Origin of the sequence: Streptomyces venezuelae (assembly GCF_008642335.1) — a bacterium.
GTDB lineage: Bacteria > Actinomycetota > Actinomycetes > Streptomycetales > Streptomycetaceae > Streptomyces > Streptomyces venezuelae_F.
This window is the reverse complement of sequence record NZ_CP029191.1, coordinates 5,024,423-5,037,970: the sequence shown is the minus strand read 5'-3', so window position 1 is coordinate 5,037,970 and position 13,548 is coordinate 5,024,423. Positions and strand designations below refer to the sequence as shown.

At 70.9% G+C, this 13,548-nt stretch carries 13 protein-coding genes; 2 read left to right on the top strand and 11 right to left on the bottom strand.

The genetic code is table 11. The annotated features are described in order from the left end of the window. Positions 1-140: 140 nt before the first annotated feature. The 7 genes from DEJ49_RS22960 to DEJ49_RS22930 form a co-directional block, all read right to left on the bottom strand. Complete coding sequence (locus tag DEJ49_RS22960) at positions 141-1,193, bottom strand: BMP family protein (protein ID WP_150185873.1); 1,053 nt, start codon at positions 1,191-1,193, stop codon at positions 141-143. A gap of 289 nt (positions 1,194-1,482) precedes the next feature. Continuing rightward, entirely contained in the window at positions 1,483-2,553 is a 1,071-nt protein-coding gene (locus DEJ49_RS22955; protein ID WP_190329634.1) for a BMP family protein, read from the bottom strand. 218 nt (positions 2,554-2,771) lie between these two features. Beyond that, complete coding sequence (locus DEJ49_RS22950; RefSeq protein WP_150188407.1) at positions 2,772-4,061, bottom strand: M20 family metallopeptidase; 1,290 nt, start codon at positions 4,059-4,061, stop codon at positions 2,772-2,774. A gap of 65 nt (positions 4,062-4,126) precedes the next feature. Then, entirely contained in the window at positions 4,127-4,714 is a 588-nt protein-coding gene (locus DEJ49_RS22945) for a hypothetical protein (RefSeq protein WP_190329416.1), read from the bottom strand. Positions 4,715-4,806: 92 nt separating this feature from the next. Continuing rightward, on the bottom strand, positions 4,807-4,983 hold the full coding sequence (locus tag DEJ49_RS37005) for a GNAT family N-acetyltransferase (RefSeq protein WP_411757187.1): 177 nt from the start codon (positions 4,981-4,983) through the stop codon (positions 4,807-4,809). Positions 4,984-5,112: 129 nt separating this feature from the next. Further along, the gene (locus DEJ49_RS22935; RefSeq protein WP_150185872.1) at positions 5,113-5,673 is read right to left on the bottom strand and encodes a cysteine hydrolase family protein; all 561 of its coding nucleotides are present in this window, start codon (positions 5,671-5,673) and stop codon (positions 5,113-5,115) included. A gap of 29 nt (positions 5,674-5,702) precedes the next feature. After that, positions 5,703-6,614, bottom strand: coding sequence for a LysR family transcriptional regulator (locus tag DEJ49_RS22930; RefSeq protein WP_223832954.1), 912 nt, complete (start codon positions 6,612-6,614; stop codon positions 5,703-5,705). Between the two features lie 99 nt (positions 6,615-6,713). Between DEJ49_RS22930 and DEJ49_RS22925 the strand changes: the two genes are divergently transcribed. Then, a complete protein-coding gene (locus DEJ49_RS22925; protein ID WP_150185871.1) occupies positions 6,714-8,159 on the top strand; it encodes an MFS transporter in 1,446 nt (481 codons plus the stop codon). A 9-nt stretch (positions 8,160-8,168) separates the two neighbouring features. Continuing rightward, positions 8,169-8,624, top strand: a complete 456-nt coding sequence (locus DEJ49_RS22920; RefSeq protein ID WP_150185870.1) for a protein-tyrosine phosphatase family protein — start codon at positions 8,169-8,171, stop codon at positions 8,622-8,624. Positions 8,625-8,627: 3 nt separating this feature from the next. Here DEJ49_RS22920 and DEJ49_RS22915 read toward each other — a convergent pair whose 3' ends face one another. Genes DEJ49_RS22915 through DEJ49_RS22900 form a run of 4 tightly spaced genes read right to left on the bottom strand, consistent with a single transcriptional unit; the run spans position 8,628 to position 13,447 of the window. Beyond that, positions 8,628-9,737, bottom strand: coding sequence for a hypothetical protein (locus DEJ49_RS22915; RefSeq protein WP_150185869.1), 1,110 nt, complete (start codon positions 9,735-9,737; stop codon positions 8,628-8,630). A 38-nt stretch (positions 9,738-9,775) separates the two neighbouring features. Next, complete coding sequence (locus DEJ49_RS22910) at positions 9,776-10,729, bottom strand: N-acetylneuraminate synthase family protein (RefSeq protein WP_190329415.1); 954 nt, start codon at positions 10,727-10,729, stop codon at positions 9,776-9,778. A 13-nt stretch (positions 10,730-10,742) separates the two neighbouring features. Beyond that, positions 10,743-12,071 (bottom strand): N-acylneuraminate cytidylyltransferase, encoded by a 1,329-nt coding sequence (locus DEJ49_RS22905; RefSeq protein ID WP_150185868.1) that lies wholly within the window; start codon positions 12,069-12,071, stop codon positions 10,743-10,745. A gap of 26 nt (positions 12,072-12,097) precedes the next feature. Then, positions 12,098-13,447: a DUF6716 putative glycosyltransferase gene (locus DEJ49_RS22900; RefSeq protein WP_150185867.1), complete on the bottom strand. Its 1,350-nt coding sequence runs from the start codon at positions 13,445-13,447 to the stop codon at positions 12,098-12,100. Positions 13,448-13,548 lie beyond the last annotated feature (101 nt).

Here is a 13,548-nt window from a genome sequence, read left to right as displayed (position 1 = left end):
CCTGCCGCGAAATCCCTTCACGGCAGGGGGTGTTGAGATGTTGCTCGCGCGAACGGGGCGCGGGTGAACCATCGTCCCCCACACCCCGTTGCACGTGAATCACGCTGCCGTTACGGCAGTCGGCAAGGCGGCAGCGCGCCTTACGGAGCGGTCTTGACCTTGATCTTGCCGCCCTTGATGCCCTCTTCGGCCTTCTTCAGGGCCTCCTGGACATCCTTCATCTTCATGAACTCGGGGTTCGATTCGGCGAGCGCGACGCCGCCGGACTTGAGGTCGGCGCGGACGACGCCGCCCTTGGCGTTGCCGTCCTCGACGGCCTTCGCGAGGTTGTACACCGAGCCCGCGACGTCCTTGGTCGCCGAGGTCAGGATGTACTTCTTGTACTTGGCGAGGGCGTCCTGCTTGTACTGGTCGGAGTCGACACCGATCGCCCAGACCTTCTTGGCGGCGGCGGCCTCGATGACGCCCTGACCGGAGAGGCCCGCGGCGTGGTAGACCACGTCGGCGCCCTTCTCGATCTGGCCCTGCGCGGCGGTCTTGCCCTTGTCGGGGCTGGAGAACCCGCCGTCCTCGGCCTTCTCGGTCAGGTACTGCTTGACGACCTTGACCTTGGAGTCGGTGTCCTTGACGCCCTGGACGAAGCCCGCCTCAAACTTGTGGATGAGGGGGACGTCCACGCCGCCGACGAAGCCGACGGTCTTGGACTTGGTGGTCTTGGCGGCGGCGACACCGGCGAGGTAGGAGGCCTCCTGCTCGCTGAAGACCAGGTCGGAGACGTTGTCGGCCTTGACCGTCTCGTCGTCGACGATGCCGAAGGTGGTCTTCGGGAACTTCTCCGAGACCTCCTTGATGGCGGGCGCGTACGCGTAGCCGACGCCGATCACCGGGTTGTAGCCCTGCTTGGCCAGCTGCGTCAGGCGCTGCGCCTTGTCGGCGTCCGACTCGCCGTCGACCGGCTCGACGGCCTTCTCGCCGGTCTTGAACTCCGCGGCGGCCTTCTTCATGCCGACGGTCGCGGCGTCGTTGAAGGACTGGTCGCCGGCGCCGCCGACGTCGTAGGCGATGGCGACGCCCTTGTTCTTGTCGTCCTTGCTCGCGGCGGCGTCGCTGGACGTGCCACCACAGGCGGAGACGGTTACGGCAAGAGCGGCGGTCGCGGCGCCCGCGACAGCAATTCGAGACACCCGGCGCATAGAGACGAACTCCTTAGTACAAGCAAGCACAAGCACGTTCGAGCGCCTCACCCGGCGCTGATTTCGCCGCAGCGTAACGCGCGTAGACCTGACATAAGAACCCTTCTGTCCGGTCCGTTATCGAGCTGTGGCCACCGGGTGTCGGGGGGCCGAACGACGGGTGGGCGCCCCCTTGATGGGGGGCGCCCAGTCGCCACACGCAGTACTACGTAAAACGTCCCGGACCGTGCGCTACGGATGTGTTACGGACGCTCTACGGAACGCACTGCCGAACGCACTACGGAACGCACTACGGAACGATCTTGACCTTGACCTTGCCGCTGACGATGTCCTTCTCGGCCTTCTCCACGGCTGTGACGACGTCCTTCATCGCCGTGTACTTCGGGTTCGAGTCGGAGAACCCGACGCGGCCCGACTTCAGGTCGTACCGCTGCTCGCCCCTCATCGGCTTGCCCTCGACGACGGACTCCGTCAGGTCGTACACCGCGCCGCCGACGTCCTTGAACGCGGAGCCGAGGATGTAGTCCTTGTACTTGGCGAGGGCCTTCTGCTTGTACTGGTCCGAGTCGACGCCGATGGCCCACTTCTTCTGCGAGCCGGCCTCCTGGATGACGCCCTGCCCGGACAGCCCCGCCGCGTGGTAGATCACGTCGGCGCCGGACTCGATCTGTCCGCTCGCCGCGTTCTGCCCCTTGTCGGGGCTGGAGAATCCGCCCTCCTCGGGCTTCTCGGTCAGGTACCGCTTCTCGATCTTGATCTTCGGGTCGACGGATTTCACGCCCTGCACGAATCCGGCCTCGAATTTGTGGATGAGCGGAATGTCCACGCCACCCACGAACCCGACGTGCTTGGCCTTGCTCGCCTTGGCGGCCGCGACGCCCGCCAGATAAGACCCCTGCTCCTCGTGGAAGACGAGGTCCGCGACGTTGTCGGCCTTCACCGTGTTGTCGTCGATGATCCCGAAGGTGGTCTTCGGGAACTTCTTGGCGGCGGCCTCGACGGCGGGCGCGTAGACGAAGCCGACGCCGATGACCGGGTCGTACCCCTGCTTGGCGAGCTGTTCGAGGCGCTGGATCTTGTCGGCGCTGGACTCGCCGTCGCCCGGCTCCATGTCCACGCCGCCGATCTTGAACTCGTCGCGGGCCTTCTTGTAGCCCGCGTACGCGGCGTCGTTGAAGGACTGGTCGCCCTGTCCGCCGATGTCGTACGCGAGACCGATGCCCTTGCCCTTGTACGAGGAGCCCGAGGAGCCGTTCTCCTTGCCCTGGTCCTCCTGCGACGCCTCGTCGCTCGTCTTGCCGCAGCCGGCCGCCGCGAGGGCGAGAACGGCGACGGCCGTGGTGATACGGGTGGCGCGAATTTTGCGGGACGTGCGGGACGTACGAGAAGTACGAGAAGTACGAGAAGTACGGGATTTCGAAGAGAGACGACGCACAGGAGCACCCCTTGATCGCCAACGCGCCGTGCACGGCGCTGATTTCGGCGCACATTAACGCGCGTAGAAAGGGGAGGGAACGGTTTTTCGCGGTGCCGTTACCTCTTCGTGCTTTTGGCCCGTACGTCGCTTACGTCGTGCCTCTACCGCATCGCGTCCAACAAAGCGGCGGCGGTGAAGAGTTCCACCCCCGCGGTGATCGCCGTCTCGTCGACGTCGAAGTCGCCCTGGTGGAGGTCGCGGGCGGCGCGCTCCCCCGGGTGGCGCACGCCGAGCCGGGCCATGGCGCCGGGCACGTGCTCCAGGTACCAGGAGAAGTCCTCGCCGCCGAGGCTCTGCTCGGTGTCCTCGACGGAGTGCAGTCCGCGCCGCTCGATCATCGCGTCGCGCAGCAGGTCGCTGATGGTGGCGTCGTTGACGACGGGCGGGACGCCCCGGATGTAGTTGATCTCGGACTTCGCGCGGTAGAGGTCGGCGACCTCCTGGACGGCGCCGTGCACGAGGTCGGGCGCGTCCCGCCAGGCCCTGAGGTCGAGGCAGCGCACCGTGCCGGAGAGCTCGGCGTGCTGCGGGATGACGTTCGGGGCGTGCCCGGTCTCGATGCGGCCCCAGGTCACGACGAGCCCGGAGCGGGCGTCGGCCCTGCGGGAGACCAGGGCGGGGACCTCGGTGGCGACCTTGGCGGCGGCGATGACGAGGTCCGTGGTCAGGTGCGGCCGGGCGGTGTGCCCGCCAGGCCCGTCGAGCGAGACTTCAAGGCGGTCGCAGGCGGAGGTGATGGGTCCGTGCCGCAGGCCGATGCGGCCCGCGTCGACGCGCGGGTCGCAGTGCACGGCGATGATCCTGCCGACGCCTTCGAGGGCGCCGGACTCGATGGCGTCGGTGGCGCCGCCGGGCAGGACCTCCTCGGCGGGCTGGAAGATCAACCGCACGGGAAAGGGCAGTTGCCCCTTCTTGGCCAGCTCGGCGAGGACGAGTCCGGCGCCGAGGACGACGGTGGTGTGCACGTCGTGGCCGCAGGCGTGGGCGCGGTCGGGGACGGTCGAGCGGTACGGGACGCCGAGCTTGGTGTCCGGGATGGGCAGCGCGTCGATGTCGGCGCGGAGGGCGAGCATGGGGCGGGGGACGGTGGACCGCCCGGCCCCGGCCCTGTCCCCGGCCCTGTCCGCGGCCGGGGGCACCCCGATGTCACAGATGAGCCCCGTGCCGGTGGCGAGGACACGGGGCTCGAGGCCCGCCTCTTCCAGGCGGGCCTTGAGGGCCGCGGTCGTACGGAACTCCTGGTGGCCGAGCTCGGGGTGCATGTGCAGGTCGCGACGGAAGGCGACCAGTTCGGCACGGAGCGCTTCGGGCAGCGCGCCGGGGAGCGGTGCCGCGAGTGCGGACTCCGCTCCGGGCACGCCGTCGGACACCTCTTCGGACACACTGGACATCAGTTGGTTCACCCTCTGAAGGGTAAGGCGACGCAACGGCCAACTAACCCACGATCAACAAAAGTTCAGCCCGATAGGGGAAGATTTACTGGCCTCGTGGCGCATGGCCGCCGATCGGGATGGGTAGATTCTTGGGCCGTCTCGGAGGATGCGTACGTCGTCCGGCGCCTGTAGTAGGCGAGGGCGACCGCTGTCAGCAAGGGCGGCCAGGCGATCAGCGGTGTATAGCAGAACACGAGTAGGGTGGTTTGCGCTGTTCCGCCCGTCACACCCGTTTCGCTCCCCAATCCGGCGGCCTGTGCGTAGAAGGCCCAGCCGAGGAGCCCGAAGAGCGCGGCCGCGCCCAGCAGGGCCGGCACGACGGCCGCGAGCGGCCTGACCCGCCGCCCGCCGAGCATGGGTACCCACGCGGGGACGACCTCACCCCACTCGCGCACGAGTCCGAGCGTCAGCAGCGCGAGCGCTTCGGACACGACACTCAGCATCAGGATGTACACGGCCTCACCGGCCCCCTGCTGCGGCTCCGCGGCCACGGGCAGCCCGGCGACCAGCGCCACGCGCCACAGCCCCGAGGGCAACGTGACGAGCGGCACGGCGTGCGCGGCGAGAACGGCCCAGCGGGGCACGTCGGGCAGAGCGGTCACTTTCAGCATGCCTCCGATGCTGCCGTCGGCCGCGTCCCCGCACGTCACCGCACAGGCCCATCCGCCTCCGCCGCACGGCGGAGCCGCCGCTCCTCCCGGAGTCACAGCGCGATGAGCCCCGCCCCCGTCTCCCGGAACCCGCACGCCTCCAGGTAGAAGTCTCGGTGTTCGTCGTCGAAGTCGACGTGCAGCCACTCGCAGTGGGCGTCCCGGGCGGCCCGCGCGGCGTGGGTGACGAGGGTGGCGCCGATGCCCCGTCTCCGGTGTGGGGCCGCCACCACCGTGTCCAGGACGAACGCGTGTACGCCGCCGTCCCAGGCGACGTTGACGCACCGGGTGTCCGAAGCCCTCGGCGTGCAGGGTGTTGACCTCGGGGTTCTCGAAGGTGCCTCGCCATACGTACGTGATCATCGGGTGATGGACTGCGCCCAGGACGCGGTCGTCGTGACCTCCGCCCATTGGGGGAACAGTCTTTCGGTGAGGGTTCGGTGGACCTCCGGGTCCAGGTCCAGGCACGCGTCCGACAGGACGGTGAAGGGGATGTCCGTGTCGTTCGCGTGGCATGCCGTGTGGAGGACGACTCCGCTCGTGGCGATGCCCGTGAGGATCAGACGGTTCACGTCGTGGGTTCTCAGGACCAGGTCCATGTCGTTGCCCGAGAACGCGCCGGCCCGGCGTTTGGTCACCACCGTCTCGCCCGGCAGCGGTGCCACGGCGGGATGGATCTCGCTGCCTCGGGTGCCCTCCGTGAACAGGCCCGCCTCCTCGACGGTGCGGATGATGCGCGTGGGGTGGGCCGCATCCGGTACGTCCGGGCGCAGGGCCATCACCACGTAGATCACCGGTACAGCGGAAGTCCGTGCCGCGTCGATCGCCGTGCGCAGCCGCGGCAGGTAGCCGGAGCCGTCGTCCGCGAGCTCCACGACGTCCCGTTGGACGTCCATCACCAGGAGTGCGCTCTTCGTCATGTTGTCGTCCTTCCGTCGGTGAGCAGGGGTCACGCGGGTACTTGCCGTGCCGTGACGTCCCGTGCCGTCCGTGCGAACGCCGTCACCGCCCCGGTCTCGTGGCCGAGCCGCCACACCAGGCCGTAGCCCGTCGGCTCCGCGTCGGCGAAGGGGACGTAGGTGATGCCGGGGCGGGCGAAGTACGTGGACGTGTGGGCCGGCGCCGGGAACGCGCCTCGGCCCGCCGCCACCAGCGTGAGTGCCTCCTGCAGGTTCGTCACGGCGGGGCCGTGGGTGACAGGGCGGCCGCTCGGGGTGCGGGAGGGGGCGTGGTGGTCCAGCCGGTAGGCCGGGACCGGGCCCTCGATGGTGAGGAGGGGGACCTCCGCCAGGTCCTCCAGGGTCACGGAGGACCTGGCCGCCAGGGGGTGCGTCGCCGGGAGGGCGAGGACCCTGTCCTCCGAGAGCAGTACCGCGCCGCCGCCCAGGTCGTCCTCCCGTACCGGGAACTCGGTGAGCTGCACATCGAACTCGCCCTTGCGCAGCGGCCCGTACGGATCGCCGAGCGGCACCTCGCACACCTCCACGGAGATCCCGGGGTGGCTGACCCGCAGGGCTTCCGTCGTCTTCATGACGATCTCACCGGTGAGGGGGTTGGCGAAGCCCACGTGCAGCACGGAGTCGATGCCGCGTGCCGTGGCCACGGCGCGTTCCAGGGCGGTCTCGATGGCGCGGTGGTGCGGTTCGAGGTCGGCACGGAGCTGGCGGCCCAGCGCGGTGAGGCGGACCACGCGGCTGCTGCGGATGAACAGTGGTGCTCCTACGCGGCGTTCGAGGCGTTGTACGAGCTGGCTCACCCTGGCCCGGGACAGCCGCATGCGCTCCGCCGTGCGGCCGAAGTGCAGCTCCTCCGCGAGCAGGAGAAAGCACTCCAGTTCGTCACGCTCCATCGACGTACCCATCGACGTACCCCCAGGTCGTTGCGGATCGGTCAGCCTGGCTGAACGAACGTTGCGATGTTCGCCGTTGTTCCGCGGGACCGCCCCGCCGAGGGTGGCGGCATGAGTCAGAACCTTGCGTCCCGCCCTCCCCAATCCCCCCCATCCCCCGGCACCTCCTTCAGCGGCCGCGAGTGGGGCATCCTCCTCGTCCTCTGCGGCGCGATCTTCCTGGAGGGCATCGACGTCGCGATGCTCAACATCGCCCTCCCGTCCATCCGCGCCGACCTCGGCCTGTCCACCGGCGCGCTGCAGTGGGTCATGAGCGCGTACGTCCTCGGGTACGGCGGGTTCATGCTGCTCGGCGGGCGGGCGGCCGACCTGTTCGGGCGCCGCCAGATGTTCGTCCTCTGGCTCTCCGTCTTCCTGCTCTTCTCCGGGCTCGGCGGCCTGGCGACCGAGGGGTGGATGCTGATCGCCGCCCGCTTCGTCACGGGCGTCGCCGCGGCGTTCATGACCCCGGCCGGGCTCTCCGTCATCACCACCGGCTTCGCGGAGGGCCCGCGGCGGAACAAGGCGCTGCTCTTCTACTCCGGCACCGCGGCCGGCGGCTTCTCGGTCGGCCTGGTCGTCGGCGGGCTGCTCACCTCGGTGGGCTGGCGCTGGGTGTTCTTCGCGCCCGTCGTCCTCTCCGCCGTGATCCTGTTCGCCGCCCTCGCCGTCGTGCCGAAGTCGCCGCGGCCGGAGAGGACGGAGCGGCGGGTCGACGCGGCGGGCGGGGTCACGATCACCGTCGCCATCGTGCTGCTCGTCCTCGGCGTGGAGCGCGCCACGCACACCGGGTTCGCGTGGACCGTACTCACCGTCGGAGCGGGGCTCGTCCTGCTGGCCGTGTTCGTCGCGGTCGAGCGTCGTGCCGCGGCGCCGCTGCTGCGGCTCGGGCTCCTGCGGTGCGGTCCGCTGGTCCGCGCCAACCTCTCGGGGCTTCTCTTCGCCGCGGGCTTCTTCGGCTTCCAGTTCGTGGTGGTGCTGTATCTGCAGGAACTGCGGGACTGGTCGACGCTGGAGACCAGTTTCGCGATGCTCGTCCTCGGCGTCGACGCCGTCCTCTCCCCCGTCCTGACCCCCCGGCTGGTGAGCCGCTTCGGCAACCAGCGGGTGATCTTCGGCGGACTGCTGCTCGCCGCGTCGGCGTACGCGCTGTTCCTGCCGCTCGGCGCCGACTGGACGTACGCGATGATGATCCCGAGCCTGATCGCCGTCGGCGTCGCCTTCTCCCTCGCGTACGGTCCGCTGACCATCGTGGCGACCGAAGGCGTGGCCGAGGAGGAGCAGGGCGTCGCGGGCGCGCTGCTCTACACGTCGTTCCAGTTCGGCGCCGCGCTGGGCCTCTCGGCGGTCACGGCGGTCAACGTCGCGGCGACCCAGTCCAGTTCGGCCTCGGACCTCCTGGACGGCTACCGGGCCGCCCTCTGGGTCCCCGTGGTCGCCGTCCTGCTCGCCGCGCTGATCAGCGCCTTCGGGCTGCGCACGACGAAAGGGAGCGTGCCGGCCGCGGCGGTCGCCTAGCCTCCAGGCATGACCACGAGCGGCACGAGCGGTGAGACACGTACATGGGAGAGCGGCGCTCCTGGCGTTCTGCGGCTGCCCTCCGGGCGGCTCGTCCGGGGGCGGGGGCTCCGGCATCCGCTGCCCGCCGGGGACGTGCCCGGGTTCGGTGTGTATCTGCTCGGGAAGCGGCCGCCCGAAATGGACTGGGAGTCGCGGTGGTTGGCCTGGCCCGACTTCCGGTTGCCCGGCGACCGGGAGCTCGCGCGGGAAGTGCTGCGCGAGGTGTGGGAACGGTCGGCGGGTGAGCGGGTCGAGGTGGCGTGCGGGGGTGGGCGCGGGCGGACCGGGACGGCCCTCGCCTGCGTCGCCGTCCTCGACGGGGTCCCGGCGGCGCAGGCCGTCTCCTACGTACGGGAGCACTACGACCGGCACGCGGTCGAGACCCCCTGGCAGCGGCGGTACGTCCGGAGGTTCACCCGCTAGACGTCACGCCGGTGCCGTGTGGCGTACCGAGGTGAGGCGGTGTACGTCCCTCGCCGTGCCCGTCACGCCCGACAGGAAGCCCTGGGCTCGCGGGGACGCCGTCTCCGTGAGCCAGGCCGGGTCGATGTCGCAGACCGCCACCTTGACCTCCGTGCCCGCGAGGGCCAGGGGCAGGGTGTGGACGACGGTCGAGGGGAAGCTGAGGATCGTACGGCCGATGGGGCCGCGGCGGGCGATGAGTTCCAGGGGGAGGTCCGGGCGGACCACCTGGAGGCCCGTCTCGACCGCGAGCCGGTGGAGTTTCTCCGCGCTCTCGCGGCGGTGCGCGAAGTAGCGGTTCGCGCCGTGGGTGCGGGAGAGGGCGATGACCGCTTCGATGTAGCGGTCGGGGTCGACCACGCCCGTCTCCACCAGGGACGTGCCGACCAGGTCGGAGCCGCGCGTGATCCGCGGCGGGCCGAAGCGTTCCCGCGTCCAGGCGAAGGCGTTGACCGAGACCCGTACGCCGTCCGGCGCGCTGTCGATCGGCATGGAGGAGAAGACCTCCACCGTGCGCGAGCCGCCGGGCGTGAGGCGGCGTCTCGCCGAGGCCGAGACCGGTGCGAAGACCAGGTCGCGGGGGCCCGGCCGGCCGCCCTTGCGGTGCCAGCGCTGGAGGCGCTCGCCGCGGGCCAGCTGGGCGATGAACTCCATGGTGGCCGTGCCGTCGTCGACGACGACCAGGGAGCGGGCCCGGGTGATCGTCAGAAGGAGTTGTACGTAGCGGGAGAACGGGTCGCCGATGACGACCCGGTCGGCCCGCCGCAGGGCGCCCGCGAGGCCGCCCACCGTGTGGAAGGGCGCCGACGCGCCGCCGCGCGCCTCCTCCCACCTGACCTCGACGCCCTCGTCGCGGGCGAGCTGTGCCATCCGGCGCAACTGGCCGCGCGTCATGGGGTCGTTCGGGGAGAGGACGACGACGGTGAGTCCCCCGGTCGGGCCGGTCGCATCCGCCGCGTGTGCCCACTCCAGGACGTTCAGGAGCTGCACCGGGCTCTCCACGAAGGCGAGCGTGGAGTCCGCGCCTTCCGGGGCGGCTGTGGCGTCGGCGGCTCGGCCGACTCGGGGGCTCATCGTCGTGTGTCCGTCTCCCGTTAATGCGGGCCGCGTGTTCAGACCGCGACCGGCTCGGTGTCCGCGGCGGTCTCGGCCTCGGCCACGACGCCCGCGACGCGGCGCAGCTTCTTCATCGGGCCGAGCTCGGACTCGTAGACCTTCTTGACGCCGTCACCGAGGGACGCCTCGATGGTGCGGATGTCGCGGACGAGGCGGGTCAGGCCCTGCGGCTCGACGGAGGCGGCCTGGTCGGAGCCCCACATGGCGCGGTCGAGGGTGATGTGGCGCTCGACGAAGGTGGCGCCGAGGGCGACGGCGGCGAGCGTCGTCTGCAGGCCCGTCTCGTGGCCGGAGTAGCCGATCGGGACGTTCGGGTACTCGGCCTGGAGGGTGTTGATGACGCGGAGGTTGAGCTCCTCCGCCTGCGCCGGGTACGTCGACGTGGCGTGACACATCAGGATGTTGTCGCTGCCCAGGACCTCGACCGCGTGGCGGATCTGCTTCGGCGTCGACATGCCGGTCGAGAGGATGATCGTGCGGCCCGTGGCGCGCAGGGCGCGGAGCAGCTCGTCGTCGGTGAGCGAGGCGGAGGCGACCTTGTGGGCGGGCAGGTCGAACTTCTCCAGGAAGGCGACGGCCTCGGTGTCCCACGGGGACGCGAACCAGTCGATGCCGCGCTTGGCGCAGTGCTCGCTGATGGCCTGGTACTCGGACTCGCCGAACTCCACGCGGTGGCGGTAGTCGATGTACGTCATGCGGCCCCAGGGGGTGTCGCGCTCGATGTCCCACTGGTCGCGCGGCGTGCAGATCTCCGGGGTGCGCTTCTGGAACTTCACGGCGTCGCAGCCCGCGTCGGCGGCCACGTCGATGAGCGCGAACGCGTTCTCCAGGTCGCCGTTGTGGTTGATGCCGATCTCGCCGGTGATGTAGACGGGCTGACCGGGGCCGGCCGTCTTCGAACCGAAGCGGCGGAGGCGGGAGTTGGCGCCGATGGAGGTGATGTTGCTCATGGCAGGAAATTCCTTAACTGTGGAGGGAGTCGAGAGAGGGGCCGAGGATCCAGGTGGCGATCTCTCGGATCGCGCCCTCACCACCGGGGACGGTGGTGACCGCGCGTGCGGCGCCGCGTACGACGTCGTGGGCGCTCGCGACCGCCACGGGCCAGCCCACGAGGGCGAAGCACGGGAGGTCATTGACGTCGTTTCCGACGTAGAGCACGCGCTCGGGAGCGATGCCCTGCTCCTCGCACCACTGCTTCAGTGCGAGGTCTTTCCGGTCGATGCCGTGCAGCACGGGGAGCTTCAGCTTCCTGGCGCGCGCGGCGACGACCGGGTTCTGTTCCGTGGACAGGATCAGCATGTTCAGGCCGCTCCTGCGGAGGGCCGCGATGCCGAGTCCGTCGCCGCGGTGCACGGAGACGAACTCCCGTCCCTCGGAGTCGATCAGCACCCTGTCGTCGGTCTGGGTGCCGTCGAAGTCGAGGACGACCGCGTCGATGTCGGCGGCGGTCGGGAGGGCGGCGTCGCCTTCGGGGAGGTCCGCGTCGAAGAGCGGGGCGAGCGCGCGGGCCCGCGCGAGGTCGTGCGGGTCGTCGACCTCGAGGACGCGGGCCGGGTCGGTGCGGACGGGCTCGGTGCGCCCGAAGAAACGGTGCTTCTCGGTGCGGAAGCCCGCCGCGTCCATGGCGTAGGCGGCGCCGGTCTCCAGGAGGTCCTGGGGACGGTCCTGGCGGCGCGGGCGGAACGATTTGTCGTGGTTGACGCCGTAACCGCCGCGGGTGTGCGTGGAGTTGGCGAGGGTCGCGGTGCCGCCCACGGAGTCGGTGCGGTGCGCGCCGATGCCCTTCTGGAGACCGGCGCCGTCCTCCGTGGCGTCGTCCGCCGCGTCGCGCCAGATGAAGCCGTGGAAGGGCGCGACCGTGACGGCGGTGTCGGCGCCGTGCTCGGCGACCGCGGCGGCCACGCCGTCGACGTCCTCCGGGGTGAGGAAAGGGCTGGTGCACTGCACGAGCAGGACGACGTCCACGGTCGCGCCGTGCAGCGCCTCGTGGGCGTCCATGGCGTGCAGCACGGCGGCCTCGCTGGTCGCGGTGTCCCCGGCGATCGCGGCGGGGCGCAGCACCACTTCGGCGCCGGCGTGCCGGGCGGCCTCGGCGATCACGTGGTCGTCGGTGGAGACGACGACGTCGGTGACGAGCCGGGCGGCCAGGCAGGCGCGGATGGCGCGGGCCACCAGCGGCACACCGCCGACGGGGGCGAGGTTCTTCGCGGGTACGCCCTTGGAGCCGCCGCGGGCGGGGATGACGGCGAGCACGCGGCGGGCCTGCGTACCTGCGGGGCCGGGGTGGGACATCGGGGCTCCTTGGAGGGGGTGAGGGCTCACAGCTCGCCCATCCGGCGGATGACGGGGGCCACGCGCTGCACTCCGTGGCGGTAGGCGCCGCGGGCGGCGCGGCGCACGATCTGCCGTACGGGGCCGGGGTCCTTGTCGCCCGTGGGGGCGCCCGGCAGCGGTGCGCCGTCGGGGCCGAGGTGGTGGCGGGCGAGGATGCCGGGCAGATAGCCGCCGGCGGTGGTGGGCGTGTAGTACGGCGCGATGGGCGGGAGGCCGCCCGCGGCCGCGGTGTCCAGGAGGTCGGCGACCCGCTCCCGTGCCGTGTCGAAGGCGTTCTCGTACGCTCCGTCGGCGGCGACGCCCTGCCGTGCCAGCCACCGCTCGTCGGGCTCGGGCAGGTGGCCCGCGTCCAGCTGGTCCCAGGAGGCGAGGCAGCCGGAGCCGGTGAAGTGGTGGTTGCCGAGCGCCTCGCGCACCCCGAGGTCGGTGAGGACGGCGGTGGGGATGCGGCGGTGCAGGGATTCGAGGGCGGCCGTTGAGCTGACGGTGACCAGGAGGTCGGTGCGGTCGAGGACCTCGCCCATGTGCCCGTACACGAGGCGGCAGTTGTGCGGCAGGCCGCCGTCGAGGCGCTGCGACAGCTTCTGGTAGGGCAGCTCCTCGATGTGCGTGGTGTGCTCGCCGGGCTTGCTGCGCAGCTTGAGCAGGACCTCGCGGTCGGGGTGCAGGCGGGCGTGCTCGGCGAGGCGGCGCAGCAGGTAGGTGCGGTGCGCGGCGGTCTCGGGGACGGAGGGCTGGGCGGCGAAGACGACGGTGTAGGGGGCCTGAGCCTCGCGCTCTTCCCGCTTCTCGTACGGCGCTCCGCCGAGGAACGGCAGTGCCGCCTCCGTCACGGCGGACGCGTCGGCGCCCACTCCTTCGTACACCGCGCGGAAGCGTTCCGCGTCCTGCCGGGAGTTGGCGAGGACGACGTCGGCGCCGTGCCGCAGGAGGAGGCCGTCGGCGAGCTTCTCGTAGACGACGCCGACGTAGCCGGTGACGACGACGGAGCGGCGCGCCGGGCCGCCCGTGAGGCGGGCGTCCTGGGTGACGCGGGCGAGTCCGTGCAGGACCGCCTGGACCGCCCCGCCCACCAGGGCGAGCACGATCACGTCGGGTGCGTCCCGCTCCATCTCGCGCAGGAACTCGACGGCGGTGACCTCGCGCAGCGCATCCGCGCGCACGCCCACTTCGTCGAGCTGCCGGGGGGTGGGAGTGGCCCGGCCGCGGAGCAGGAAGCCGCTGAGCCGACTGTCCGATACGATGCGGTTCGCGGTGAGAGCGCCCCATTTCCATCGCGTGTCGGAGTCGGCGAGTACGGCGACCCGCAGCGGGTTTCGATGACTTCCTTGCACGTCCCAGACGCTAGGAAGGCATTTCGATTCGCGGCCCAACTCAGGTGCAACAAACGGTTAACAGCACGCCGACGAATGGCGAATCGGCCCGGGAAATGCCT

Bases quoted from the DNA above. Each gene is read 5' to 3' on its own strand.
- DEJ49_RS22960 (WP_150185873.1), bottom strand. From the start codon at position 1,193: ATGCGCCGGGTGTCTCGAATTGCTGTCGCGGGCGCCGCGACCGCCGCT.
- DEJ49_RS22950 (WP_150188407.1), bottom strand. From the start codon at position 4,061: ATGTCCAGTGTGTCCGAAGAGGTGTCCGACGGCGTGCCCGGAGCGGAG.
- DEJ49_RS22945 (WP_190329416.1), bottom strand. From the start codon at position 4,714: ATGCTGAAAGTGACCGCTCTGCCCGACGTGCCCCGCTGGGCCGTTCTC.
- DEJ49_RS22935 (WP_150185872.1), bottom strand. From the start codon at position 5,673: ATGACGAAGAGCGCACTCCTGGTGATGGACGTCCAACGGGACGTCGTG.
- DEJ49_RS22930 (WP_223832954.1), bottom strand. From the start codon at position 6,614: ATGGGTACGTCGATGGAGCGTGACGAACTGGAGTGCTTTCTCCTGCTC.
- DEJ49_RS22925 (WP_150185871.1), top strand. From the start codon at position 6,714: ATGAGTCAGAACCTTGCGTCCCGCCCTCCCCAATCCCCCCCATCCCCC.
- DEJ49_RS22920 (WP_150185870.1), top strand. From the start codon at position 8,169: ATGACCACGAGCGGCACGAGCGGTGAGACACGTACATGGGAGAGCGGC.
- DEJ49_RS22915 (WP_150185869.1), bottom strand. From the start codon at position 9,737: ATGAGCCCCCGAGTCGGCCGAGCCGCCGACGCCACAGCCGCCCCGGAA.
- DEJ49_RS22910 (WP_190329415.1), bottom strand. From the start codon at position 10,729: ATGAGCAACATCACCTCCATCGGCGCCAACTCCCGCCTCCGCCGCTTC.
- DEJ49_RS22905 (WP_150185868.1), bottom strand. From the start codon at position 12,071: ATGTCCCACCCCGGCCCCGCAGGTACGCAGGCCCGCCGCGTGCTCGCC.